The organism is Pelomonas sp. SE-A7 (genome assembly GCF_030345705.1).
Taxonomy (GTDB): Bacteria; Pseudomonadota; Gammaproteobacteria; order Burkholderiales; family Burkholderiaceae_C; genus JAUASW01.
The window spans coordinates 450,342-475,576 of record NZ_JAUASW010000002.1 but is presented as its reverse complement, the minus strand read 5'-3'; the positions used below and the strand labels follow the sequence as shown (position 1 = coordinate 475,576).

Sequence of the window (25,235 nt, the reverse complement as noted above, 5' to 3'; positions counted from 1 at the left end):
CACAACGCGAATAAAGGCAAGGCATGGACCTCGCGCGCGAATCAGAATTTCCGGCCGACCTGAGTCCTCTGGCCTGGGTGCAGGAGGAGTTGCGCCGCTCGCTGGAGGGGGTGCACAAGAGCCTGCGCCGCCTGCTGCGCGATGGCGACACCCGGATCTCCACCGTCGGCTTCGACGCCAAGGCCACGCCCAGCCAGTCGCTGACCCATGCGGCGGCCCAGCTGCACCAGGTGGCCGGCGTGCTGACCCTGGTCGGCCTGCCGGCCGGCGCCACCATGTTGCGCGCTGCCGAGAAGGCGGTTTCGTTCCTGGCGGCCAATCCGATTGCGGTCGACTTGATGGCGGTCGAGACGATCGAGCGCGCCAACTTCGCACTGCTCTCGCTGATCGCCAAGATGCTGGCCGGTGGCAAGCCTTCGTCGCTGTCGCTGTTCCCGTCCTACCGTGCGTTGCAGGACTTCAACAATGTGGAGCGCATCCACCCGGCCGATCTCTGGCAGTTCGACTGGGACTGGCGCGATCTGCGCGCCGACGCGCCGCCGGTGGGCGCGGCGATTGCGCGTCCCAACTTCGAGGCGGCGCTGCTCAAGCACATGCGTCAGCCCAGCGCTGGCAATGCTGGCCAGCTGAGCGAGCTCTGCGCCGGCCTGGCCGCTGGCGCCGGTGCGCGCGAGCCCCGCGGACTGTGGATGGTCGCGGCCGCGATGTTCGAGGCCGAGTCCCTGGGGCTGTTGGGCCAGGATGCCTACGTCAAGCGCCTGGGCTCGCGCCTGCTGGCGCAGCTGCGCCAGGCCAGCAGTGGCATGGCGCCCGACGCGCAGTCTGCCCAGCTGGCGCGTGATCTGCTGTTCTTCTGCGCCATGGCCAGGGCACCCGAGGCCGGCCAGGCGCCGCGCCTGCAGGCCGTACGCCAGGCCTACCAGCTCGGCGATGAGATCCTCGGTGACTACGAGGACGAAAGCCTGGGTCGTATCGACCCGGCCTGGGTGGCGCAGGCACGTCGCCGAGTCGGCGTGGCCAAGGAGAGCTGGTCGGTCACGGCCGAGGGCGAGAGCCACCGGCTGGCCGGCCTGGATGAGCAGTTCGCCGCCGTCTCGGATTCTCTGGGCCGGCTGTTCCCCAGCGGCGAGGTGCTGGGCGAGACGCTGCAGCGCGCCGTCGTGGCCACCCTGCGTTCGGGCAAGCCGCCCACGCCGGCGCTGGCGATGGAAATCGCCACGGCGATTCTTTATTTGGAGGCGGCGCTGGATGATGCTGCCTTCGATTCGCCCGACCAGGCCGCGCGCGTCAAGCGCCTGGCCAGCCGCATCGAGGCCGTGGCCCATGGCGACGCGCCCCAGCCGCTGGAAGCCTGGATGGAGGAGCTGTACCGCCGCGTCTCCGACCGCCAGACCCTGGGCAGCGTGGTGCACGAGCTGCGCCACAGCCTGTCAGACGTGGAGAAGCGGGTCGACGACTATTTCCGCGACCCGGCGCAGCGCGAGCTGCTGATCCCGGTGCCGGGCCTGCTGGGCTCCATGCGTGGCGTGCTCAAGGTGCTGGGCCTGGACCAGGCAGCGCAATGCTGCCTGCGCATGCGCGATGTGGTCGACGAGCTGGCCAATACCGAGGTCGATGCCGCCTCGCCGGCCGCGCGCGCCCGCTTCGAAGGCATTGCCAACAACCTGGGCGCGCTGGGCTTCCTGATCGACATGCTGAGCGTGCAGCCGCAGCTGGCCAAGCGCATGTTCGGCTTCGACGAGGAAAGCGGTGTGCTGGCCCCCGTGATGGGTCGGTCCAGCGACGTGGCGCCCTCGGTCTCGCTGCCCGAGCTGACGATCACCGGCGAGACCACCGAGATCCTGCCGCGTTTCGAGACGCCGGAAATCGTGCTGGACTTCCCGGCCCCCGAGGGCGTGGCGCCGGCACCGCAAGTCGTGGCGCCGCCGCCGGCTCCCACGCCACCGGCCGCGCCCGCCCAGTTCATCGACGAACCGATGGACGAGGAGATGCTGGGCATCTTCCTGGAAGAAGCGAGCGAGGTGGTGGGCACGGCCCGCCGCGCCCTGGCCAAGCTGGAAAAGGAGCCGCAGGACCGCGAGCAACTCACCACGGTGCGCCGCGCCTTCCACACGCTCAAGGGCAGTTCGCGCATGGTCGGCCTGGCCAACTTCGGCGAGGCGGGCTGGGCCTGCGAGCAGCTCTACAACCAGTGGCTGACCGACGAGAAGCCGGCCGACCACGCACTCCAGGCCTTCAGCCGCGAGGCGCTGGACTATTTCGCCGGCTGGGCCGAGGCGATCCAGGCAGGCGAATCCCGCGGCCATGCTCATGCGGCCGTGCGTGTCGCGGCTGACGCGCTGCGTCTGGAAGGTCGCCTGCTTGGCATAGCCGCGCCGGGCGCCGCCGCGGCAGCGCCGGTGATCGAGGAAGTGATCGTCGAGGCCGTTGCCGAGCCGGTGGCCGAGCTGCTGCCCGAGCCGGTCGACGTGCCCGAGGGCATCGAAGTCGTCGAGCTCATCGAGGTTCCCGAGGTCGAGGTCATCGAGATGCCGGCCCTGCCGGAGGTGATCGACGTGGGCGAGCCGGTCGAGCCGGTCGAGGCGGTGGAGGCCATCGAGGAGATCGAGGTCGTGGTGCCGGCAGAGCCGCCCCTGGTCACCGAGACCGCCCCCATCACCGACAGCCAGTGGGGCCAGACCCTGCCCATGGAGGCGCTGCCCGATCTGGCACCCAAGCTGGAACCGGACCTGCTGCTGGAACCGGGGCCCGACCTGGCCCTGGACATGGTGGTGCTGGACCTGGCGCCCGAACCGGTTGCCGAGCCGGCACCCGAACCCGCGCTGGCCGAAGGCGAAGCCGTCGAGCTGGATCTGCTGAGCGCCGCTGCGCCGGTGGAGGCCCAGCCGCCCAAGCCCGAAGCCGAGCCCTTGCCCGACTTTGCGCTGGATCTGCAGTTGGGCGAGGTGGTGACGCCCGCCGAGCCCGAGGTCGTCGTGGCGACGATGGAGCCCGCAGCCGCGGCCGTCACCGAGTTGCTGGACCTTTCCGAGCTGCCCGATGCATTGCCGGCGCCGGACCTGGCCGAGCCGGTGGTCGCAACCGAGCCGATCCCGGAACGCACGCTGGCCCTGGTGCCGCCACCGGCCGGGCCCGAGCCGAGTGCCGTGGCGGAGGCCGCGGCCGAGGATGAGGAAGACAGCGTCAAGGTCATCGGCCCGCTGCGCATCAGCATCACGCTGTTCAACATCTTCCTGAACGAGGCCGACGAGGCATCGCGCAGGCTCTCGACCGAGCTGGCCGAATGGGCCGTGCTGATGGCAGGTCCGCCGCCGCAGGACACCGAAGCGCTGTCGCACAAGCTGGCTGGCAATGCCGCCACCGTGGGCTACGACGAGCTGTCCCACCTGGCGCGGGCGCTGGAACATGCGCTGGGCCGGTCGCAGCATGCGGGCAAGGTGGAGGGAGAAGTGGCCAGCGCCTTCGTGCGCAGCGCCGAAGAAATCCGCCGCCTGCTGCACCAGTTCGCCGCCGGCTTCCTCAAGCCCGCCGATGCGGAGCTGCTGCAGGCCCTGAATGCCTACCAGCCGGCCGACGTGCGCCAGAACGGCGTGGCCGACGAACTGCTTGACGACGACGAGGGCGACGCGCCGGCTGTCGCTGCGGCCCCGGTCGAGCCGGTGGCCACCGTGGCCGTGCCCATGGTCGAGGAGTTCCCGCTCGGCGAGTCCGACCAGATCGATCCCGAGCTGTTCCCTATCTTCGAGGAAGAGGCCCAGGACCTGCTGCGCCAGCTGCATGCCGGCATGCGCGACTGGCTGAGCCATCCGGGCGACGCCGGCCGCGCCGGCGCCACCATGCGCGCGCTGCACACCTTCAAGGGCGGCGCCCGCCTGTGCGGCGCCATGCAATTGGGCGAGCAGGCCCACCTGATGGAATCGGCGGTCGAGCATCTGCTCTCGCGCGGCGGCATCACAGCCGCCGACGTGCAGGAGCTGCAGCACCGCGGCGACGCGCTGGAGCATGGCTTCGAGCAGCTGCTGGCCCGCCTTGCGGCGCCTGCGCCCGTGGCCGTGGTGGCTCCGCCACCGTCTTCTCCTCCTTCGGCTCCGCCTCCGGCGCCCGAGCCTGTCGTGGGCGAGACCGCACCGGCGGTCCTCGAAGCCGCGGCCGATGCCCCGGGTTCTGCGGCCATCGACTGGTCGGGCCTGCCCGAGGCCGAGGTCGAGGCCGGCATCGAGGCCATGGCCCAGGCGCAAGCGCTGGTGCGGGTGCGCGGACCGGTGCTGGAGCGCATGGCCGCCCAGGCCGGCGAGGTCAGCATCCGCCGCGCCCGCATGGAGTCCGAGCTGTCGCAGATGAAGTCCGGCCTGCTGGACCTCGAGGACAACCTCGAGCGGCTGCGCGGCCGGCTGCGCGAGCTGGAAGTGCAGGCCGAGGCCCAGATCGAATCGCGCCAGGAAGCGGCCCGGGTCGCCAGCCGCGACTTCGATCCGCTGGAATTCGACCGCTACACCCGCTTCCAGGAACTGACCCGGATGATGGCCGAAGCGGTCAACGACGTGGCCACGGTCCAGCGCAGCCTGCAGAAAAACGTGCAGCTGGGCGAAGACGAGCTGGCGGCCCAATCGCGCCTGACCCGCGAGCTGCAGGACGACCTGCTGCGCACCCGCCTGGTCGAGTTCGACAGCCTGGCCGAGCGCCTGCACCGCGTGGTCCGCCAGGCGGCGCGCGATGCCGGCAAGCAGGCGCGGCTGGAGATCGTCGGCGGCCACACCGAACTGGACCGTTCGGTGCTGGAGCGCATGGTCGGCCCCTTCGAGCATCTGCTGCGCAACAGCGTCAGCCACGGCATCGAAATGCCCGAGGCGCGTGCCGCAGCCGGCAAGGATTCCACCGGCACGCTGCGTGTCAGCGTGCGCCAGGAAGGCAACGAGATCCTGGTCGACTTCGCCGACGACGGCGCCGGCCTGAACCTGCCCCGCATCCGTGAGCGCGGCCTGCAGCAGGGCCTGATCCAGGCCGACCAGGCGGTCAGCGAACAGGAGCTGATGGAGCTGATCTTCGCGCCCGGCTTCTCCACCGCCGCGTCGGTGACCGAGCTGTCGGGCCGCGGCATAGGCATGGACGTGGTGCGCGCCGAGGTCAACACCCTGGGCGGCTATGTGGACATCACGTCCACGCCGGGCCAGGGCGCGCATTTCGATGTGCGCCTGCCTCTGACCACGGCGGTCAGCCAGATCGTGCTGCTGCGCCATGGCGAGGACACGGTGTCGGTGCCGGCCGTGCTGATGGAAGGCCTGCGTCGCGTGGACCTGGACAAGGTCGAGCAGGCCTATGCCAGCGGCCAGATCGAACTGGGCAACGAAACCCTGCCCATGTACTGGCTGGGCGGCCTGATGGGCCATGGCGCCCGCGGCCACCTGCATGGCAAGCATGCGTCCATCGTGGTGGTCCACAGCGCCCACCAGCGCCTGGCCCTTCATGTGGACGAGGTGCTGGGCAAGCAGGAAGTGGTGATCAAGAACCTGGGCCCGCAGCTGCGCAGCGTGCCCGGCCTGGCCGGCATCAGCCTGCTGGCCTCGGGCGAGGTGGCCCTGATCTACAACCCGGTGGCCCTGGCCAACCGCTACGGCCACGCGGCCCAGGAGCTGGCTCGCCAGCTGCCGGAGCACGCCGCGCCAACGGCGGTCGTGGAGGAGACGCTGGCGCCGCTGGTGCTGGTGGTTGACGATTCGCTGACCGTGCGCCGCGTCACCCAGCGTCTGCTGGAGCGCGAGGGCTATCGTGTCGAGCTGGCCAAGGACGGCCTGGAGGCGCTGGAGAAGCTGGCCGGCGACGAGCTGCCTTCGGTCGTGCTGTCCGACATCGAGATGCCGCGCATGGACGGCTTCGACCTGGTCCGCAACCTGCGGAACGAGGAGCGGCTGGCCAAGCTGCCGGTGATCATGATCACCTCGCGGATTGCGCAGAAGCATCGCGACTATGCGCAGGAATTGGGAGTCGACCACTATCTGGGCAAGCCCTATGACGAAGAGCAGCTGCTGGAGCTGATCGGCCGCTACACTGCCTGATTGCCTGGGCATCCTCATCGAGAGAACGGTTCCGGCACCAACCCAGCCCAGGGAGGAAGACCCCGGGCTCCCCTGACGGGAGCCCCAGGTTCAAGCCATGTCCGAAGTTGTTGACCATCTCGCCGAGATGACCCGTTTCAGGGACCGCGACGTCATGGACGTCACCCTGGTCTCGGCCCTGCGTGATCTGCTGGAGCCGCTGTCGGCAGCCATCTACCGCTGCGTGGGCGAGCCCGGCCAGGAACGCTGGCTGACCCGCGCCCGGCTCAAGGCCGGCGAGCTGGTGGCCAGTGCCGATTCCCTGTGGGCCGAGCCCGAGTCGCTGCCGCTGGCCGGTGAATATCCGCTGCGCCTTGAATGCATGAGCCACCGCGGCGTGCTGCAGACCCGCCGCGGCGAGCACTGGCTGACCCTGTTCCCGCTGGCCACCGAGCGCGAGGTGCTGGGCGTGATGGAGCTGGAGTCGCTGGCGCCGCTGAAGGTCAGCGAGCAGCGGACGGTCACCAGCATCCTGCGGATCTATCACAACTTCCAGGGCCTGCTGGACTACAGCGAGCGCGACACGCTGACCGGCCTGCTCAACCGCAAGACCTTCGACGAGAGCTTTCTCAAGACCCTGGGTGAGCTGTCTGCCCAGCACTCCGAGCAGGCGCACACCGAGGACGACCGTCGCCATGCCGGCGCCCGTCCCAGCGCCTGGCTGGGCGTGATCGACATCGACCATTTCAAGAAGGTCAACGACGGCTTCGGCCACCTGATAGGCGACGAGGTGCTGCTGCTGCTGTCGCGCCTGATGCGCAACAGCTTCCGCTTCCACGACCTGCTGTACCGCTTCGGCGGCGAGGAGTTCGTCGTGCTGATGCGCTGCGATGGTGAGCTGGATGCCGAGCATGCCTTCGAGCGGCTGCGTCACAACGCCGAGCAGTTCGCCTTCCCGCAGGTCGGCCACATCTCGGTCAGCATTGGCTTCACCGAGGTAAGGGCCGGCGACTCGCCGGCTGCCGCCTTCGAGCGGGCCGACCGAGCGGTCTACTTTGCCAAGGGCAATGGCCGCAATCAGGTGCAGAGCTATGCGCAACTGGTCGAGCAGGGGCGGTTCCAGGAATCGACCAAACAAAGCGCGGTAGAGCTGTTCTGACTCGGGTCAATCCCGAGCAAATTCAGGGGTTAATCAAACGATTGATTAAGCCGGCTAGGATGCCGGCATGTCTTCCCCATCCGCCGATCAACCGGATACCCGGCAGCGCCTGCTGACCGAGGCCCGGCGCGCCTTTGCGGCCAAGGGCTTTGCCAAGGCCAGCACCCGCGAGATCTGCCTGGCGGCCGAGGCCAACATCGGCCTGATCTCCTACTACTTCGGCGACAAGGCCGGCCTGTACCGCGAGGTGCTGGTCCAGCCGCTGGCCGAGCTGATGGACAGCCTGCCCCGGCCCGACGTGCAGGAGCCGCTGGAGCAATGGCTGCGAGGCTATTACGAAGCCTTCCTGGCGCCCTTGGTCAGTGACGACGCCGGCCTGGCCGAGCTGATGCGCATCTACGGCCGCGAGATGAGCGGCGAGGCCACGGCTGCCTTCGACGAGGCCTGTGCCCAGTACATCGTGCCCCAGCACCAGGCCCTGGCCACCATGCTGGCCGTGCGCGTCGGTGCGGCCGAGGTCGACGAGCAGATCCACCAGCTGGTCTTCGCCCTGGTGGCCCTGGTCTACGACTACTGGATGTCGGCCGAGCACATGCAGGCCCTGGCGCCCGGCCTCTTGAGCGGGCGCGGCAGCTATCTGCGAGTGCTGGACCGCCTGGTCGGCTACGGCCTGGCCATGATCGAACACGAACGCGGCCTGCGCGCCGCCGAAGCCAAGACCAAGGAATCCAAGGGAGGAACGAAGCGATGACATGGTTCATCAAGAACGCCGGCCTGGCCGTCACCACGCTGGCCCTGGCCGCCTGCGCCACGGTGCAGCCGTCGCAGCCACCGCAGCAGCCGCCCGCCGCCTGGCAGGCCAGCCTGCCGGCCGGACCGGGTGCATCCGCCGACTGGTGGGCACGCTTCGACGACCCCCTGCTGGCCCAGCTGATTGCCGAAGCCCAGGCCGCCAACCCCGGCCTGCAGCAGGCCCTGGCGCGACTGGCCCAGGCCCGCGCCCTGGCCGGCATCAGTGCCAGCTCGCCGCAGGTCGGCGCCAGCCTCTCGAGCCAGCGCAGCAAGCCGGTGCCGCCGCCGGGCCAGCCGCTGCAGACCCTCAACCTGGCCGGCGTCGACGCCCGCTGGGAGATCGACCTGTTCGCCCGCGCCCGCCAGCAGGATGCGGCTGCCCAGGCCCGTGCCGAGGCGGGCGGCTTCGACGCCGCCGCGGTCAGGATCAGCCTAGCCGCCGAAGTGGCCCAGACCTATCTGGGGCTGCGCGCCTGTGAGCAGCAGCAGCGCCTGGCCGAGCTGGATGCGCAATCGGGCGACCGGCTGGCGAAGCTGTCGTCCGAACGGTTCAAGGTCGGTTTCGAGGCGGCCGGCAGCCATGCGCTGTTCCAGGCTGCTGCGGCCGAAGGCCAGAGCCGCAGCCTGGCCCAGCAGGCCGAATGCCAGGTCCTGGTCAAGCAGCTGGTGGCCCTGGGCCTCGGTGAGGAGTCGGCCCTGCGCGGCCGGCTTGAGCCCCGGCGCGCCAGGCTGCCCGAGCCTCAGCGATTTGCGCTGAACGCCGTGCCGGCCCAGACCCTGGCCCAGCGGCCCGACCTGGCTTCGGCCGCGGCGCAACTGCGCGCAGCCTGGGCCGAGGCCGGTGCCGCGCAGGCGGCTCGTTATCCGCAGCTGCAGCTGGCCGGCAGCATCAGCCGTGCCGAGTTGAAGGTCGGTGGTTCCAGTGGTGAGGGCAATGGCTGGTCGCTCGGCCCGGTGCTCACGCTGCCGCTGCTGGACGGCGGAGCCCGCAAGGCCCAGGCCGAAGCCGCCCGTGCGGCCTTCGATGCGGCCCAGGCCGGCTACCGCGCCACCGTGCTGAATGCGGTGCGTGAGGTCGAGGAAAGCCTGGTACGGCTGGAGGCCAGCCAGGCCCGCGAAAGCCACGCCAAGCGCAGCGCTGAGAACTACGCCGCCTCGCTGACTGCCACCGAGCAGCGCTGGCGCGGCGGCCTGGCCGGCGCGGCCGAACTGGAGGAGGCGCGCCGCCTGGCCCTGGCCGCTCAAGCAGCCGAGCTGCAGGTGCAGCGCGAGCGCATCGGCGCCTGGATCGCGCTCTACAAGGCCGCCGGAGGTGGCTGGAGCAGCAGCGCCGAGGCCGCACGCTGAAGCGCACGACGACGAAACAACGAAGACATGCACACCCTCATGACGAACAAGATTTCTTCTTCCAAGCTGCTGCCCGGCCTGCTGGCCCTGGCCGCTGCTGTCGCCGCCATCAACACGATGGCCGCTGACGCGCCCGCTTCCGCTGCCAGTAGCAGCGCCAAGGCCCGGCCGGCGCTGACCGTCAGCCTGGTCGCGCCCGAGCGCGGCGACTGGTCGCAGACCTTGGCCGCCAACGGCAGCGTGGCCGCCTGGCAGGAGGCGCAGATCGGCGCCGAGCTGGCGGGCCTGCGCCTGGCCGAGGTGCTGGTCAACGTGGGCGACGCGGTCAAGCGCGGCCAGCTGCTGGCCCGCCTGAACAGCGACACCCTCAATGCCGACCTGGCGCAAAGCCGCGCCGCGCTGGCCGAGGCCCGTGCCGCGGCTTCGCTGGCCACGGCCGATGCCGACCGCGCCCGCCAATTGAAGGACAGCGGCAGCGGCGCCCTCAGCGCCCAGCAGCATGAGCAATTCCAGGGCGCGGCCCTGTCGGCGCAGGCCCGCGTCGAGGCGGCCCAGGCCCGGGTTCAGGCCGATGAGCTGCGCCTGGCCCAGACCCGCATCGTGGCGCCGGACGACGGCCTGATCTCGGCCCGCACCGCCGCCCTGGGCGCCGTGGCCCAGCCCGGCCAGGAGCTGTTCCGCCTGATCCGCAAGGGCCGCCTGGAATGGCGCGCCGAGGTGCCTGCGGCCGAACTGATCCGCCTGCAGCCCGGCCTCACTGTGCAGCTGCAGGCGCCCGGCGGCGTGATCACCGGCAAGCTGCGCATGCTGGCGCCGGCGGTCGATCCGCAGACCCGTATGGGCATCGCCTACGTGGACCTGCCGGCCGACAAGGGCCTGCGGGCCGGCAGCTTCGCCCGTGGCGAATTCCAGCTTGGCCGCAGCGGCGCGCTGAGCCTGCCCACTGCGGCTGTCCAGCTGCGCGACGGCTTCGCCTATGTCTACCGCGTCGGCAGCGACATGAAGGCCCAGCAGACCAAGGTGCAGCTGGGCCGCCGCAACGGCGAGCGGGTCGAGATCGCCGGCGGGCTGCTGGCCGATGCCAAGGTGGTGGCCAGCGGCGTGGGCTTCCTGAGCGATGGCGACCTGCTCAAGGTCGTGGCCGCGCCGGCCGCCGCCAAGCGCTGAGCCGGGAGGACAAGGACATGATCAATGTCTCCTCGGCGTCGATACGCCATCCGATCCCGGCCATCCTGCTCTTCATCATGCTGAGCCTGGCCGGCCTGCTGGGCTTCAAGGCGATGAAGATCCAGAACTTCCCGGACATCGACCTGCCCACGATCACGGTCACCGCGGCCCTGCCGGGCGCCTCGCCGGCGCAGCTGGAATCGCAGGTGGCCCGCAAGATCGAGAACCAGGTCGCCACGCTGCAGGACGTCAAGCACATCTACACCATCGTGCAGGACGGCACGGCCATCGTGACCGTCGAGTTCCGGCTCGAGAAGCGCACCCAGGAAGCACTGGACGATGTGCGCGACGCGGTGCAGCGCATACGCTCCGACCTGCCCAGCGACCTGCGCGATCCGGTCATCACCAAGATGAACCTCAGCGGCGCGCCCATCCTCACCTATACGGTGGCGAGCTCGCGCATGGACGACGAGGCCCTGTCCTGGTTCGTCGACAACCAGGTGGCCAAGCGCATGCTGGCGGTGCGCGGCGTCGGTGCGGTCAGCCGCGTCGGCGGTGTCACGCGCGAGGTGCGCATAGAGCTCGACCCGGCCCAGCTGCTGGCCCTCAATGCCAGCGCGGCCGATGTGTCGCGCCAGCTGCGCCAGATCCAGCAGGAAGCCTCGGGCGGCCGCGCCGACGTGGGCGGGGCCGAGCAGTCGGTGCGCACGCTGGCCACGGTGCAGAGCGCCGAGGAGCTGGCGGCCATGGACATCACCCTGTCCGACGGCCGGCGCCTGCGCCTGGGCCAGATCGCGAAGGTGACCGACACCGTCGGCGAGCAGCGCTCGGCTGCCTGGCTGAACGGCAAGTCCGTGGTCGGCTTCGAGATCACCCGCACCAAGGGTGCGGGCGAGGTCGAGGTGGCGGCCGGCGTGCGTGCCGCGCTGGAGACGCTGCGCAGCGCTCATCCCGAGGTGAAGTTCGACGAGGCCTTCAACTTCGTGGATCCGGTGCTCGAGAACTATGAGGGCTCGATGACCCTGCTGTACGAGGGTGCCCTGCTGGCCGTCGTGGTGGTGTTCATCTTCCTGCGCGACTGGCGCGCCACCATCGTGGCGGCCACGGCCCTGCCGCTGTCCATACTGCCGACCTTTGCGGCCATGTACCTGCTGGGCTTCTCGGTCAACATCGTGACCCTGCTGTCGCTGTCCCTGGTGGTGGGCGTGCTGGTGGACGATGCCATCGTCGAGATCGAGAACATCATGCGCCACCTGGCCATGGGCAAGACGCCGTACCAGGCGGCCATGGAGGCGGCCGACGAGATCGGCCTGGCGGTGATCGCCACCACCTTCACCCTGATCGCGGTCTTCCTGCCCACCGCCTTCATGGGCGGCATTCCCGGCAAGTTCTTCGTGCAGTTCGGCTGGACCGCGGCCATCGCCGTGTTCTTCTCGCTGGTCGTGGCGCGCATGCTGACGCCGATGATGGCGGCCTACCTCCTGAAGCCGCCCAAGAAGCCGCACCAGGAGCCGCGCTGGCTGCTGATCTACACCGGCTGGGCCCGCTGGTGCCTGCAGCACCGCATCAAGACCCTGATAGGCGCCACGGTGTTCTCGGTCGGCTCGCTGTTCCTGGCCGGCCTGCTGCCGACCGGCTTCGTGCCGCCGGACGACCTCTCGCAGACCCAGGTGACCGTCACCTTGCCGCCGGGGGCGACGTTCAGGCAGACCGAGGCGCTGACCCGTCTGGCGCATGAGATCGTCGCCGCCAACAAGCATGTGAAGCTGATCTACACGGCCATTGGCGGCGGCAATGCCGGTGCCGATCCGTTCATGATCAGCGGCGGTGGCGATGTCCGCAAGGCGACCTTGACCCTGAACCTGACGCCGCGCAAGGACAGGCCCGGCCTGTCCAAGCAGAAGATCGAGGCCGAATTGCGCCAGCAGCTGGAAGTGCTGCCCGGCGCCCGCGTCAAGGTCGGCTTCGGTGCCTCGGCCGAGAAGTACGTGCTGGTGCTGGCCGGCGAGGACGGTCGCGTGCTGGCCGAGCATGCGCAGAAGGTCGAGCGCGAGCTGCGCAGCATCCCCGGCATTGGCGCGGTTACCTCGACTTCGACGCTGACCCGGCCCGAGCTGGTCATCCGCCCCGACTTCGCGCGTGCGGCGGACCTGGGCGTCAGCGCCGCCGCGATTGCGGACACGCTGCGCGTGGCCACGGCCGGCGACTACGACCAGCTGCTGCCCAAGCTCAACCTCAGCCAGCGCCAGGTGCCCATCGTCGTGCGCCTGCCGACCGAGGCGCGGGCCGACCTGGAACTGCTGGGCCGCCTGCCGGTGCCGGGCAGCAAGGGTCCGGTGCCGCTTTCGCAAGTGGCCGAGCTGCGCATGGACAGCGGTCCGGCCCAGATCGACCGCTACGACCGGCTGCGCAACATCAACTTCGAGATCGAGCTGAACGGCCAGCCGCTGGGCGATGTGGAGCGGCATGCGCTGGCCCTGCCCAGCTTGAAGAGCCTGCCGCCCGGCGTGATGCAGACCACGGTGGGCGACGCCGAGGCCATGGGCGAGCTGTTCGCCAGCTTCGGCCTGGCCATGCTGACCGGCGTGCTGTGCATCTACATCGTGCTGGTGCTGCTGTTCCACGACTTCGTGCAGCCGGTGACCATCCTGGCGGCCCTGGTGCTGTCCATCCCGGGCGCCTTCCTCGCCCTGTTCGTCACGCAGACGGCGCTGTCGATGCCGTCGATGATCGGCCTGATCATGCTGATGGGCATTGCGACCAAGAACTCCATCCTGCTGGTGGACTACGTGATCCTGGCCCGCCGCGACCACGGCCTGCCGCGCTTCGAGGCCATCGTCGATGCCTGCCGCAAGCGCGCCCGTCCGATCGTGATGACCACCATCGCCATGGGCGCCGGCATGCTGCCCATCGCCCTGGGCATGGGCACGGACCCCAGCTTCCGCGCACCCATGGCCATCGTCGTGATCGGCGGCCTGATCACCTCGACCTTCCTGAGCCTGCTGGTGATACCGCTGGTGTTCACCTACGTGGATGATCTGGTCCAGCTGCTCAGGCCGCGGCGCTTCAAGGCCAAGGAGCCGGTGCAGATGGCGGCAGGAGATTGAGATGAGGCGGCGCTTCTGGTTGTTGCTTCCCTTGCTCAGCCTGGCCGGCGCCCTGCAGGCCCAGGCGCCGCTGGACCTGCCGCAGCAGGCCGCTTCCGCGCAGCCGGCCGAAGCCGCCGACTACCAAGTGCTGGACTTCGACTGGCAGGACAAGAGCCGCCAGCGCGAGGTGCCGGTGCGGCTGTACTGGCCGGCCCAGGCGGCGTCGGCCGCCGTGCCCCTGGTCGTGTTCTCGCATGGCCTGGGCGGCTCGCGCCAGGGCTACAGCTATCTGGGGCGCTACTGGGCCTCGCAGGGCTATGCCAGCCTGCATGTCCAGCATGTTGGCAGCGACCGGCGCATCTGGACCGGCAACGTCTTCAGCCTGATAGGCCGTCTGCAGGACGCGGCCAAGGAGAGCGAGGCGCTGGACCGGGTGCGCGACATGCGTTTTGCCCTGGACCGGCTGCTCGCGGCGGAGCAGGGCGCGCACATAGACCGGCAGCGGATAGTTGCGGCCGGCCATTCCTATGGCGCCACCACCTCCTTGCTGCTGGCCGGGGCGCGGCCACCGGATGCACCGGCCGGCCTGCAGGATGAACGCATACGCGCGGCCATCATCATCTCGGCCCCGCCGTTCTACGGCCAGGGCGCGCCAGAGCCCATCCTGGCGCCGGTGCGCGTGCCCACGCTGCATGTGACGGCCACCGAGGACGTGATCAACGTGCCGGGCTATCACAGCGAGGCGGGCGACCGGCTGTCCGTGTTCGAGGCCACCGGCGGCCAGCGCAAGCGCCTCGCGGTGTTCACTGGCGGCTCGCACAGCATCTTCACCGACCGCGCCGGCACCGGCGGCGTGACGCTCAATCCGCAAGTCAAGGCCGCCACACGCGAGCTGACCCTGGCCTTCCTCAGCAGCGTCTTCGAGGGTCGCGAGGAAGGCCTGCAGAGCTGGCACCAGCGCTGGAAGCCCCTGCTGGCCCGCTGGCAATAACGCGACAGTTTCAGGCGCCCGTGAGCGATATGCGCACTAGTTCACGGCCCCGGTGTTGCCTGGCCGGGGGCTGACCCCTAGCCTTGGCCCTGGATCCGCAGAGGGCGTAGCCCCGCTGGAGAAATCGTTGGGCTTGGCGCGGCGTCGCGCCCTGGTGTCATGCCTGAACGCGTCGCACGCATGCTTGGACTCGCCTTCTGCCCATGCGCATTTCCTGGTTGGCCCAGTTGCTGTTGTCCGTGGCCTCGCTGGCTTTCGTCGGCGCGGCGGTGCTGGCGCACCAGAGCGTGGGCGAGCTGGTCGAACGCAGCGAGCAGCGCGCCCATGCACTGCAGACCCAGGCTCAGCTGCAGCGCCTGCTGACCCTGCTGGTCGACCTGGAGACCGGCCAGCGCGGCTTCATCATCACCGGCCAGTATGTGTTCCTGCAACCCTACGAGGCCGCCAGCCGCGAGCTGCGCAGCATGCTGCCGGGCCTGCGGCAGCAACTGGACGAGTCGGGCAGCGGGGTCGGCCAGAAGCGGCTCGACGAGTTGATCGCCCAGCGCCAGCAGCAGATCGTCACCAACATTGCCGAGCGCGAGCGCCGTGGCGACGCCGTGCTCAAGGACATGGACACCTATGTCGCCGGCAAGCAGCTGATGGACGAGATCCGGCGGCAGGTCCGGCTGCTGCAGCAGGAGCAGCAGCGGCACATCGCCCTGGCCGAGCGGGAGGCCCGTGATCTGCAGCAGCAAAGCCGCGAGCGGGTCCGCCTGCTGCCCGCGGCCGGTGCCCTGCTGCTGGGCATTGCCCTGGCCTTGCTGTGGTGGGAGCGCCGCCATCGCGATGCCGCCGAGCAGGCGCTGCGTGAGGTCAACGGCAGGCTGGAGAGCATGGTCGGCGAGCGCACCGCGGCCCTGAGCGAGGCCCTGCGTCGCATCCAGGGCTTTGCCGGCGAACTGGACCGCGGCATCGAGGACGAGCGCCGGCGCCTGGCCCGCGAGGTGCATGACCAGATTGGCCAGGTCGGCACGGCGCTGAAGATGCTGGTGATTGCGCTGCGCAAGAAGCTGCATCCGCATCCCGAGTCCTTGCTCGACGAGATGCAGGCCCAGGCCGACGAGGCCATACGCTCGGCCCGCCAGATCAGCGCCAGCCTGCGGCCGCCGCTGCTGGACGACCTGGGCCTGGAGGCGGCGCTGCGCCACCATCTGCAGACCCTGGAAAGGCAGGGCGGCCCGGCCGTGCACCTGGACTTGCAGGATGTGGCGGCGCTGTCGACCGAACAGGCGAGCCAGCTGTTCCGCATCCTGCAGGAAGGCTTCACCAATGTGCTGCGCCATGCCCAGGCCACGCTGCTGACGCTGCGCGGTCGGCAGGTCGCCGAGGGCTACGAGATGGAGCTGATCGACAACGGCCGCGGCCCGGGTTCGGTGCGGCCCGATGCCTCGGGCTTGCGCAATATGCGCGAGCGAGCCCAGCTGGCCGGCGGCCGCTTCGAGTTCGGCCCGGCGCCCGGGGGCGGCAGCCGGGTCTGGGTCTGCCTGCCCCTGACGCGCGACGACGGGGGGGCGGCGTCATGAGGCTGCTGGTCGTCGATGACCATCCCATCATGCGCATAGGCGTGCGCCAGCTGATCCTGGCGGACTGGCCGGACGCGCAGATCGACGAGGCCGCCAGCATCGCCGCCGCCCTGGGCTGTGTGGCGGCGGCGCGGCCCGACCTGGTGGTGCTGGACCTGTCCCTGCCCGATGCCGACGGCCTGGAGGGCGCCAGCCGCATGCTGCGTGCCTTGCCGGGCGTGCCGCTGCTGGTGCTCAGCCTCAACGCCGAAGCGGCCTATGCCGCGCGACTGCTGCAGATGGGCGCCTCGGGCTATCTGGCCAAGGACCGGGCGGCCGAGGAGCTCGGCGCGGCGCTGCGCCGGCTGAAGGAGGGCGGGCGCTATGTCAGCGCCACCATGGCCGACCATTTGCTGGACCTGCTCAGCGGCAAGGCGCCCAAGGCCCTGTCGCATGAGAAGCTGTCCAGCCAGGAACATCGCGTGATGCTGCTGATCGCCGCCGGCCACACGCCGGCCGAGATCGCCGAGACCATGCACCTGTCGGTGAAGACCGTGGGCAGCTACCGGGCGCGCATCTTCGAGAAGGCCGGCTGGAAGAACAACACCGAGCTGACCAAGTACTGCGTCCAGCACGGCCTGACCCGGCCGCTGTAGGCAATCCACCTACGCGAATTGGCGGCATCGCCCGCTGTCGGCCGGCCGCACCAGCGAGGACCATGGCTTCCAAAACAGGGAGTCAATGATGAACATCTTTCTGGTCGAAGATTCACCGTCCATCCGCCGCCTGCTGGTGCGCCGCCTGGACAGCATGAGCGGCATGCGCGTGGTCGGCGAAGCCGCCCATGAGGCCCAGGCCCTGGCCCTGATCGAATGGACCCATCCCGACCTGGTGCTGCTGGACCTGTCGCTGGCCAGCGGCTCGGGCCTGCAGGTGCTGGGGGCGCTGCGCCAGAGCGGCTTCCGCGGCCGCATCGCCGTGCTGACCAGCCAGGCGCTGGAGGCTTACCGCCAGGCCTGCCTGCAGGCGGGTGCCGACGCCTTCTACGACAAGGCCAGCGGCCTGGAGACCTTGTTCGACGACCTGGCCGAGCTGGTCGAGCAGGACATGGGGGGCGGCACGGAAGGCCATCCCAGCAGCCTGCTGCGCGACGGCCTGACCGGCCTTTTCGACGGCACGGCCCTGTTCGAGCGGCTGGACCAGAGCGTGCGCCAGGCCCAGCGCGACGGCGAGGACCTGGCGGTCTACGTGCTGCGCATGGAAGGCCTGGACAAGCTGGTCGCCCTGCATGGGCAGGTGCTGGCCGAGTCCCTGATCCGCGAAGCCGCGCTGCGGCTGCGCCATGTCAGCGGCGATGCCGACATCGTGGCCCGGCGCGGCGAGAACAGCTTTACCCTGGTCCTGACACGGCTCGACGGCCCCGGTCATGCCGCGGCCTTTGCCCTGCAGCTGGGCGAGCTGATGGCCGCGCCCTACGAGCATGACGGCCGCCGCTACCAGCTGCCGCTGGGCCTGGGCATGGCCCTGTTCCCGGCCGACGCGGTCTCGGCCCGCGGCCTCTTGACGCTGGCCGAGGCCACGGCCTTCGGCGCGCTGCAGGAAGAGCTGGCCTAGGGCAGGGCCCGGCTTTTCACCACGGCATAGCGCGCCAGCGTGCGCTCGCGCGCCAGGGCGTGGTCGACGACGGGACTTGGGTAGTTGTCGCCCAGTCGCACGCCGGCTGCCTCCAGCTCCAGCGGCGAAGCCAGCCAGGGCGCATGGATCGCCTTGTTGGAAAGCCCTGAGAGCTGCGGCAGGTAGCGGCGGATGAAGCGGCCGTCGGCATCGAACTTCTCGCTCTGGCTGAGTGGATTGAAGATGCGGAAATAGGGCTGGGCATCGCAGCCGCTGCTGCTGGCCCATTGCCAACCGCCGTTGTTGGCGGCCAGGTCGAAGTCCAGCAGCTGCCGGGCGAAATAGGCCTCGCCGCGGCGCCAGTCCAGGCCCAGGTCCTTGCAGAGAAAGCTGGCCGTCACCATGCGCAGCCGGTTGTGCATGTAGCCAGTCCGGTTCAGCTGGCGCATGGCGGCATCGACCAGCGGATAGCCGGTCGCGCCTTCACACCAGGCATTGAACAGGCGGTCGGCGTGCTCGCCCTGTTCCCACTGGATGGCGTCGTACTCCGGGCGGAAGGCAGCCGTCATCGCATGCGGATGGTGATGCATGACCTGGTGATAGAAGTCGCGCCAGATCAGCTCCGACAGCCAGACTTCAGCGCCGCGGTCGCCGGCCTGCAGGCGCTCATGGGCGAGCCGCGCCAGGCGGCGTATCGACACCGTGCCGAAGCGCAGGTGCACGCTGAGGTAGCTGGGCCCCTTGAGCGCCGGAAAGTCGCGGGCCTGGTCGTAGCGGTCCATGCGGTCCAGGAAATCGTCCAGCAGGCTGGCCGCACCGCTCATGCCGGTGCCCAGATGGGCCGGCAGGGGCGTGGGTTCGAATCCGATCGCCTCCAGGCCAGGCACGCCCTGGGCCAGCGAGCTGGCGGCCAGGGCCTCCAGATAGCGCTCGATCGGATAGGCCTTCAGGTAGAAGGGCTCGAGCTTCCTCAGCCAGGCGTTCTTGTAGGGCGTGAACACGCCATAGGGCCCGCCGCTGGCCGTCATCACTTCGCGGCGCTCGAAGACCACATGGTCCTTGTAGCTGTACAGCTGCGTGCCGAAGCTGGTCAGTCGCTCGGCGACCAGCGTGTCGCGGGCCAGCGCCGCCGGCTCGTCGTCGTGGTTGCAGAACACGGCCTGCACGCCCAGCTCGGCAGCCAGGCGGGGGATCTCATCGGCAGCGGCCCCGTAGCGCACGATCAGACCGCCGCCGTGGCGGCGCAGGGCCTGGTCCAGCTCTTTCAGAGATTCCAGGATGAAGGCCACGCGGCGGTCGGTGCGGGGCAGGGCGTCGAGGATGTCCCGGTCCAGGATGAAGCCGCAGAACACCTGGTCGGCCGACTTCAGCGCCTGGTACAGCGCGGCCTGGTCGTCCAGCCGCAGGTCGCGGCGGAACCAGGCCAGGGCGCGGGAATATCGCTTTTCCATGGGGCCAGTGTCGCGCACGAATAAAATGCCGGCCCATGGCCCAAGAACGCATAGACCTCACCAACCAGTTCCTGATCGCCATGCCCGGCATGGCCGACGATGCGTTCGCCGGCACCGTGGTCTATCTCTGCGAGCACAACGAGAAGGGTGCCCTGGGCCTGGTGATCAACAAGCCTATCTCCCTGACCCTGGGCCATCTGTTCGCCAAGGTGGACCTGAGCCTCGACCGCGAGGAGCTGGCGGCCCGTCCGGTGTTCTACGGCGGCCCGGTGCAGACCGAGCGCGGCTTCGTGCTGCATGAGCCGCTGGACGAGGAGGGCGGCCACTACAACGCCACGCTGGCCGTGCCCGGCGGCCTGGAGATGACCACCAGCCGCGACGTGCTGGAGGCGCTGTCCAACGGCGCCGGCCCCAAGAAGCTGCTGATCACCCTGGGCTACAGCGGCTGGGCCGCCGGCCAGCTGGAAGAGGAACTCGGCCGCAACGGCTGGCTCACTGTCGATGCCACGCCCGAGATCATCTTCGACACGCCCATCGAGGAGCGCTACGAGCGCGCCCTGGGCCTGCTGGGCATTGACCCGCGCATGCTGAGCCAGGAGGCGGGGCACGCATGAGCTCTAGCTCCGCCATGGCCCCGTCGACCCCCAATTCCCTGCTGGCTTTCGATTTCGGCATCAAGCGTGTCGGCGTGGCCACGGGCAGCCGCTTCAGCGGGGGTGCCCAGCCGCTCAAGAGCATCCATGTCGAGGGCGATGCCCGCTTCGTCGCGATCGAGAAACTGATCCGCGAATGGCAGCCCGATGCCCTGGTGATAGGCGTACCCTTCCACCCCGATGGCGCCGAGCATGAGATCACCCAGCGGGCGCGCCGTTTCGGCCGCCAGCTCAAGGGCCGCTTCCGCCTGGCGGTCTACGAGGTGGACGAGCGCTATACCAGCGTCGAGGCCGAATCCCAGGGTGCGAGCGACCTCGACTCGGCCGCCGCGGCCCTGATCCTCGAACAATTCCTGAGAGAGCATCCCTGATGACCACCCTGCTTCTTGATGCCGAAGCGCTCTACGCCGACCTAAAGAAGGGCGTGCAGAAGCTGCTTCAACCGGACACTGCCCTGGTGGGCATCTGGTCCGGCGGCGCCTGGCTGGCCGAGCGCTTGGCTGCCGATCTCAACTTGAGCGACTCGGGCGTGATTTCCAGCTCGCTGCACCGTGACGATTTCGGCACCAAGGGCATGAGCGCGAGCGCCGACCACACGCGCCTGCCCTTCGAGGTCGATGGCCGCCACATCCTGCTGGTCGACGACGTGCTCTACACCGGCCGCACGACGCGGGCCGTGATCAACGAGCTGTTCGATTTCGGCCGTCCGGCCAGCGTGGGCCTGGCCGTGCTGGTGGACCGCGGCGGCCGCCAGCTGCCCATAGAGCCGGCCTTCTCGGCCGCCCGCGTGACCCTGGCATCGGCCCAGCGCCTGCGCCTGGCCAAGACCGCCGACGGCGCCTTCACGTTCGACATCACCGAGGGAGGCTCTGGTGCTGAGTAAAAGAAATCCGCAGCTCAACAAGCATGGCGAGCTGATCCACCTGCTGTCCACCGAGGGCCTGCCGGCGGCGGTGATCCACCAGATCCTGGACACGGCCGGCACCTTTCTCTCGGTCAACGACCGCGACGTCAAGAAGGTGCCGCTGCTGCGCGGCAAGTCGGTGTTCAACCTGTTCTTCGAGAACAGCACCCGCACCCGCACCACCTTCGAGATCGCGGCCAAGCGCCTCTCGGCCGACGTGATCAATCTGGACATCGCCAGGTCCAGCACCGCCAAGGGCGAGACCCTGCTCGACACCGTGGCCAACCTCTCGGCCATGCATGCCGACATGTTCGTGGTGCGACACAGCGAGAGCGGCGCGCCCTACCTGATCGCCCAGCATTGCGCACCGCATGTGCACGTGGTCAATGCCGGCGACGGGCGCCATGCGCATCCGACGCAGGGCCTGCTGGACATGTACACGATCCGGCACTTCAAGAAGGACTTCACCAATCTGACCGTGGCCATCGTCGGCGACATCGTGCACTCGCGCGTGGCCCGTTCCGACATCCATGCGCTGAGCATCCTGGGCGTGCCCGAGATCCGCGCTGTCGGTCCCAAGACCCTGGTGCCGGGCGACCTCAAGGACATGGGCGTGCGCGTCTGCCACGACATGGCCGAGGGCGTGAAGGACGCCGACGTGATCATCATGCTGCGGCTGCAGAACGAGCGCATGAACGGCGCCATGCTGCCCAGCGCCGGCGAGTTCTTCAAGAACTTCGGCCTCACGCCGGAGAAGCTGGCCCTGGCCAAGCCGGACGCCATCGTGATGCACCCGGGGCCGATCAACCGCGGCGTCGAGATCGACTCGCAGGTGGCCGATGGTTCGCAGAGCGTGATCCTGCCGCAGGTGACCTTCGGGATCGCCGTGCGCATGGCGGTGATGTCCATCCTGGCAGGGAACGAAGCATGAAGATCCTCATCAAGAACGGTCGTTTGGTCGACCCGGCCTCGGGCCTGGACCAGGTCGGCGACCTGGCCATCGCGGCCGGCCGCATCGTCGGCCTGGGCGAGGTCAAGGACTTCGAGGCCGAGCGCGTCATCGCCGCCGACGGCCTCGTGGTCGCTCCCGGCCTGGTGGACCTGGCAGCGCGGCTGCGCGAGCCGGGCTACGAGCACGAGGGCATGCTGGAAAGCGAACTGGCCGCGGCCGCGGCCGGTGGCGTGACCAGCCTTGTCTGCCCGCCCGATACCGACCCGGCGCTGGACGAGCCCGGCCTGGTGGAGATGCTCAAGCTGCGTGCCCGCAAGCTGAGCCGCTGCCGGCTGTTCCCGCTGGGCGCTCTGACCCGCAACCTGGACGGCGAGCAGCTGACCGAGATGGCCGAGCTGACCGAGGCCGGCTGCGTGGGCTTCTCGCAGGCCGAGCGGCCGATCCGCAACACCCAGTTCCTGCTGCGCGCCCTGCAGTACGCCGCCACCTACGGCTATTCGGTCTGGCTGCATCCGCTGGACCCCTGGCTGTCGGGCGGCGTGGCCGCCAGCGGCCCGGTGGCCACGCGCCTGGGCCTGTCCGGCGTGCCGGTGACGGCCGAGACCGTGGCCCTGCACACCATCTTCGAGCTGATGCGGGCCACCGGTGCGCGGGTCCACCTGTGCCGCATCTCCAGCAGCGCCGGCGTCGAGCTGGTGCGGGCGGCCAAGTTCGAGGGCTTGCCGGTAACGGCCGACGTGTCGGTCAACTCCCTGCACCTCAGCGACGTGGACATTGGCTACTTCGACCCGGCCTTCCGGGTCAGCCCGCCCCTGCGCCAGGGCCGCGACCGCGCCGCGCTGCGCGCCGGCCTGGCCGACGGCACGCTGGATGCGCTGGTCAGCGACCACAACCCGGTCACTTCCGACGAGAAGCACCTGCCGTTCGCCGAGGCCACGCCCGGCGCCACCGGCCTGGAGCTGCTCCTGAGCCTGGCGCTGCGCTGGGGCAAGGACGAAGGCCTCACGCTGGCCAAGTCGCTGTCGGTGATCACGGCCGCACCGGTCAAGGTGCTGGGCGCTTCGCTGGGCTCGCTGGCCGACAGCGCCGGCCGCCTGGTCGAAGGCGGCGTGGCCGACATCTGCGTGTTCGATCCTGAGGCCTCGTGGGCGGTCACGCCCGAGCGGCTGCTGAGCCAGGGCAAGCACACGCCGTTCGCCTATGCCATCACCGGCTTCGAGCTGCCGGCCCAGGTGCGCTACACCCTGGTGGCCGGCCACCTGGCCCACGAACCCGTCGTCGAGGCCTGAACCGCATGCGGGCGATCTGGCGTCTGCTGAGGCTGCTGGTCCATGTGGCGGGGGGGCTCTGGACCATCCACGTGCGCTTCGGCAGCCTGGACCGGGCCGGCCGGCTGGCGGCCATCCAGGCCTGGTCGTCGCGGACCCTGGTGCTGCTGGGCGTCGAGCTCAAATGCAGCGGCCTGCCGCGGCCCGGCGCCAAGCTGCTGCTGGCCAACCACGTGTCCTGGCTGGACATCGCCGCGGTGCATGCGGTGATGCCCGAGGCGCGCTTCGTGGCCAAGGCCGGCATCAAGCACTGGCCCCTGGTCGGCGCCCTGGTGGAGGCGGCAGGCACGCTGTTCATCGAACGAAGCAGCAAGCGCGATGCCCTGCGCGTGGTGCACCAGACGGCCGAGGCGCTGAAGAACGGCGACACCGTGGCCGTGTTCCCGGAAGGCACGACCGGGCCGGGGCCGGAGCTGCTGCCCTTCCACGCCAATCTGCTGCAGGCCGCCATCGCGACCGAGACACCCATCCAGCCGATGATGCTGCGCTGGCACGAGCCGGGCCAGCGCTTCAGCACCTCGGCCCGCTTCATTGGCGACATGACCCTGTTGCAGAGCGTCTGGTCCATAGTCAGCGCCCGCGGCCTGGGCTGCGAGCTGCGCATCCTGCTGCCCATGGAATCGGCCCATGCCGACCGCCGGGCCCTGTCCGAACATGTGCGCGAGCTGATCGCCGAGGAACTGGCACGATGAATGCGGCGGCCCAGACCCTGCAGATCCGCCGGGTCGGCATCGACACCTGGCGCGAGAACGTGGCCTACCTGCACCGCGACTGCCCGGTTGCACGGGCCGCCGGCTTCCAGGCCCTGTCCAAGGTCGAGATCCATGCCAAAGGCCAGACCATCCTGGCCGTGCTCAACGTCGTCGACGACGAACGCATCGTCAGCAATTGCGAGCTGGGCCTGAGCGAGGACGGCTTTGCGCGGTTGGGTGTGCAGGAGGGACATCCGGCCAGCATCGCGCATGCCGAGCCGCCGGGTTCGATCGCGGCGCTGCACCGCAAGATCAATGGCGAGCGGCTGGGCAAGGAGGAGCTGGCGGCCATCATCCGCGACGTGGCCTCGGCCCGCTATTCCAAGATCGAGCTGGCGGCCTTCGTGGTCGCCACCAACCAGTACGAGCTCGATCGCGAGGAGGTGCTGCACCTGACCGAGGCCATGATCGCCGTCGGCCGCCGCCTCGACTGGCAACGCCAGGTCGGTGCCGAGCTGGTGGTGGACAAGCATTGCATCGGTGGCATCCCGGGCAACCGCACGTCGATGCTGGTCGTGCCCATCGTGGCGGCGCATGGCTTGCTTTGCCCCAAGACCAGTTCCCGGGCCATCACTTCGCCGGCCGGCACGGCCGACACCATGGAGCAGCTGGCGCGCGTCGACCTGAGTTTCGAGACCATGGTGGAGATCGTGCGCAAGACTCGCGCCTGTCTCGCCTGGGGCGGCACGGCCGAGCTCTCGCCGGCAGACGACATCCTGATCTCGGTCGAGCGGCCGCTGTCGATCGACTCGCCCGGCCAGATGGTGGCGTCCATCCTGTCCAAGAAGATTGCGGCCGGTTCGACCCATCTGGTGCTGGACATTCCGGTCGGGTCGACGGCCAAGGTGCGTTCCACCGGCGAGGCTCAGCGTCTCAAGAAATTGTTCGAGTTCGTGGCCGGCCACCTGGGCTTGCAGCTGGACGTTCTGCTGACCGACGGCCGCCAGCCCATAGGCGCCGGCATCGGTCCGGTGCTGGAGGCGCGCGATGTGATGGCCGTGCTGCAAGGCGATCCGGCCGCACCGCAGGACCTGCGCGAGAAGTCGCTCCAGCTGGCCGCCCGCATGATCGAGTTCGATCCGGCGGTGCGGGGTGGCCAGGGCTACGAGATTGCGCGCGGCATCCTCGACTCGGGCAGGGCCCTGGCGCAGATGAATGCCATCATCGATGCCCAGGGTCGGCGCGCCGAGGCCCTGCCTCTGGGCAGCCTCACCCACGAGGTGCTGGCCGCGCAGGACGGCCTGTTGTGCGAGCTGGACAATCTGCGCATCGCCCGCATCGCCCGGTTGGCCGGTGCGCCCCAGGTGCCGGGCGCCGGCATCCTGCTGCTGAAGAAGCAGGGGGATGCGGTCGCCAGGGGCGAGCCCCTCTACCGAATCCATGCGCAGTTCGGCGCCGACCTTTCCTTCGCCTGCGCCCATGCGGCCCGGGACAATGGCTGCCGCATCGGCGCCCGCTGA

The 25,235-nt window shown here is 69.6% G+C and carries 18 protein-coding genes; 17 read left to right on the top strand and 1 reads right to left on the bottom strand.

All coding sequences use genetic code 11. The features are described 5' to 3' along the window. Window positions 1–23: 23 nt before the first annotated feature. The 10 genes from QT382_RS16230 to QT382_RS16185 all read left to right on the top strand — a co-directional run bounded on the left by QT382_RS16230 (window position 24) and on the right by QT382_RS16185 (window position 17,735). Window positions 24–6,053, top strand: a complete 6,030-nt coding sequence (locus QT382_RS16230) for a hybrid sensor histidine kinase/response regulator (protein ID WP_289255132.1) — start codon at window positions 24–26, stop codon at window positions 6,051–6,053. Between the two features lie 97 nt (window positions 6,054–6,150). Then, on the top strand, window positions 6,151–7,191 hold the full coding sequence (locus QT382_RS16225; RefSeq protein WP_289255131.1) for a GGDEF domain-containing protein: 1,041 nt from the start codon (window positions 6,151–6,153) through the stop codon (window positions 7,189–7,191). Window positions 7,192–7,258: 67 nt separating this feature from the next. After that, window positions 7,259–7,942, top strand: coding sequence for a TetR/AcrR family transcriptional regulator (locus QT382_RS16220; RefSeq protein ID WP_289255130.1), 684 nt, complete (start codon window positions 7,259–7,261; stop codon window positions 7,940–7,942). Next, a complete protein-coding gene (locus tag QT382_RS16215) occupies window positions 7,939–9,330 on the top strand; it encodes an efflux transporter outer membrane subunit (RefSeq protein WP_289255129.1) in 1,392 nt (463 codons plus the stop codon). Before QT382_RS16220 ends, QT382_RS16215 begins: the two co-directional genes overlap by 4 nt. A gap of 39 nt (window positions 9,331–9,369) precedes the next feature. Then, window positions 9,370–10,497 carry an efflux RND transporter periplasmic adaptor subunit gene (locus QT382_RS16210; protein ID WP_289255128.1) on the top strand — a complete coding sequence of 376 codons (1,128 nt, stop codon included), beginning with the start codon at window positions 9,370–9,372 and terminating at the stop codon, window positions 10,495–10,497. Between the two features lie 17 nt (window positions 10,498–10,514). Beyond that, window positions 10,515–13,604 (top strand): efflux RND transporter permease subunit, encoded by a 3,090-nt coding sequence (locus tag QT382_RS16205; RefSeq protein ID WP_289255127.1) that lies wholly within the window; start codon window positions 10,515–10,517, stop codon window positions 13,602–13,604. Window position 13,605: 1 nt separating this feature from the next. Continuing rightward, window positions 13,606–14,577 carry an alpha/beta hydrolase family protein gene (locus QT382_RS16200; RefSeq protein WP_289255126.1) on the top strand — a complete coding sequence of 324 codons (972 nt, stop codon included), beginning with the start codon at window positions 13,606–13,608 and terminating at the stop codon, window positions 14,575–14,577. Window positions 14,578–14,780: 203 nt separating this feature from the next. Continuing rightward, entirely contained in the window at window positions 14,781–16,142 is a 1,362-nt protein-coding gene (locus QT382_RS16195; protein ID WP_289255125.1) for a CHASE3 domain-containing protein, read from the top strand. Further along, the gene (locus QT382_RS16190) at window positions 16,139–16,777 is read left to right on the top strand and encodes a response regulator (RefSeq protein WP_289255124.1); all 639 of its coding nucleotides are present in this window, start codon (window positions 16,139–16,141) and stop codon (window positions 16,775–16,777) included. The genes QT382_RS16195 and QT382_RS16190 overlap by 4 nt, the downstream gene beginning before the upstream one ends. Window positions 16,778–16,865: 88 nt before the next feature. After that, window positions 16,866–17,735, top strand: a complete 870-nt coding sequence (locus QT382_RS16185; protein WP_289255123.1) for a response regulator — start codon at window positions 16,866–16,868, stop codon at window positions 17,733–17,735. On the opposite strand, the gene QT382_RS16180 is transcribed toward QT382_RS16185, so the two are convergent. Further along, window positions 17,732–19,186, bottom strand: a complete 1,455-nt coding sequence (locus tag QT382_RS16180; RefSeq protein ID WP_289255122.1) for a cryptochrome/photolyase family protein — start codon at window positions 19,184–19,186, stop codon at window positions 17,732–17,734. The genes QT382_RS16185 and QT382_RS16180 overlap by 4 nt on opposite strands. Window positions 19,187–19,221: 35 nt before the next feature. Here QT382_RS16180 and QT382_RS16175 point away from each other — a divergent pair, with 35 nt between their 5' ends. From QT382_RS16175 to QT382_RS16145, 7 genes are read left to right on the top strand one after another with little or no spacing between them, the layout of a single operon-like run. Next, entirely contained in the window at window positions 19,222–19,800 is a 579-nt protein-coding gene (locus tag QT382_RS16175; protein WP_289255121.1) for a YqgE/AlgH family protein, read from the top strand. Next, window positions 19,797–20,210, top strand: coding sequence for a Holliday junction resolvase RuvX (ruvX, locus tag QT382_RS16170; RefSeq protein ID WP_289255120.1), 414 nt, complete (start codon window positions 19,797–19,799; stop codon window positions 20,208–20,210). The genes QT382_RS16175 and ruvX overlap by 4 nt, the downstream gene beginning before the upstream one ends. Beyond that, window positions 20,210–20,722: a bifunctional pyr operon transcriptional regulator/uracil phosphoribosyltransferase PyrR gene (pyrR, locus tag QT382_RS16165; RefSeq protein WP_289255119.1), complete on the top strand. Its 513-nt coding sequence runs from the start codon at window positions 20,210–20,212 to the stop codon at window positions 20,720–20,722. The genes ruvX and pyrR overlap by 1 nt, the downstream gene beginning before the upstream one ends. Then, on the top strand, window positions 20,712–21,674 hold the full coding sequence (locus QT382_RS16160; RefSeq protein WP_289255118.1) for an aspartate carbamoyltransferase catalytic subunit: 963 nt from the start codon (window positions 20,712–20,714) through the stop codon (window positions 21,672–21,674). The genes pyrR and QT382_RS16160 overlap by 11 nt, the downstream gene beginning before the upstream one ends. Beyond that, window positions 21,671–22,984 carry a dihydroorotase gene (locus QT382_RS16155; protein WP_289255117.1) on the top strand — a complete coding sequence of 438 codons (1,314 nt, stop codon included), beginning with the start codon at window positions 21,671–21,673 and terminating at the stop codon, window positions 22,982–22,984. Before QT382_RS16160 ends, QT382_RS16155 begins: the two co-directional genes overlap by 4 nt. Before the next feature lie 5 nt (window positions 22,985–22,989). Next, window positions 22,990–23,715 carry a lysophospholipid acyltransferase family protein gene (locus tag QT382_RS16150; RefSeq protein WP_289255116.1) on the top strand — a complete coding sequence of 242 codons (726 nt, stop codon included), beginning with the start codon at window positions 22,990–22,992 and terminating at the stop codon, window positions 23,713–23,715. Beyond that, window positions 23,712–25,235: a thymidine phosphorylase family protein gene (locus QT382_RS16145; protein ID WP_289255115.1), complete on the top strand. Its 1,524-nt coding sequence runs from the start codon at window positions 23,712–23,714 to the stop codon at window positions 25,233–25,235. Before QT382_RS16150 ends, QT382_RS16145 begins: the two co-directional genes overlap by 4 nt.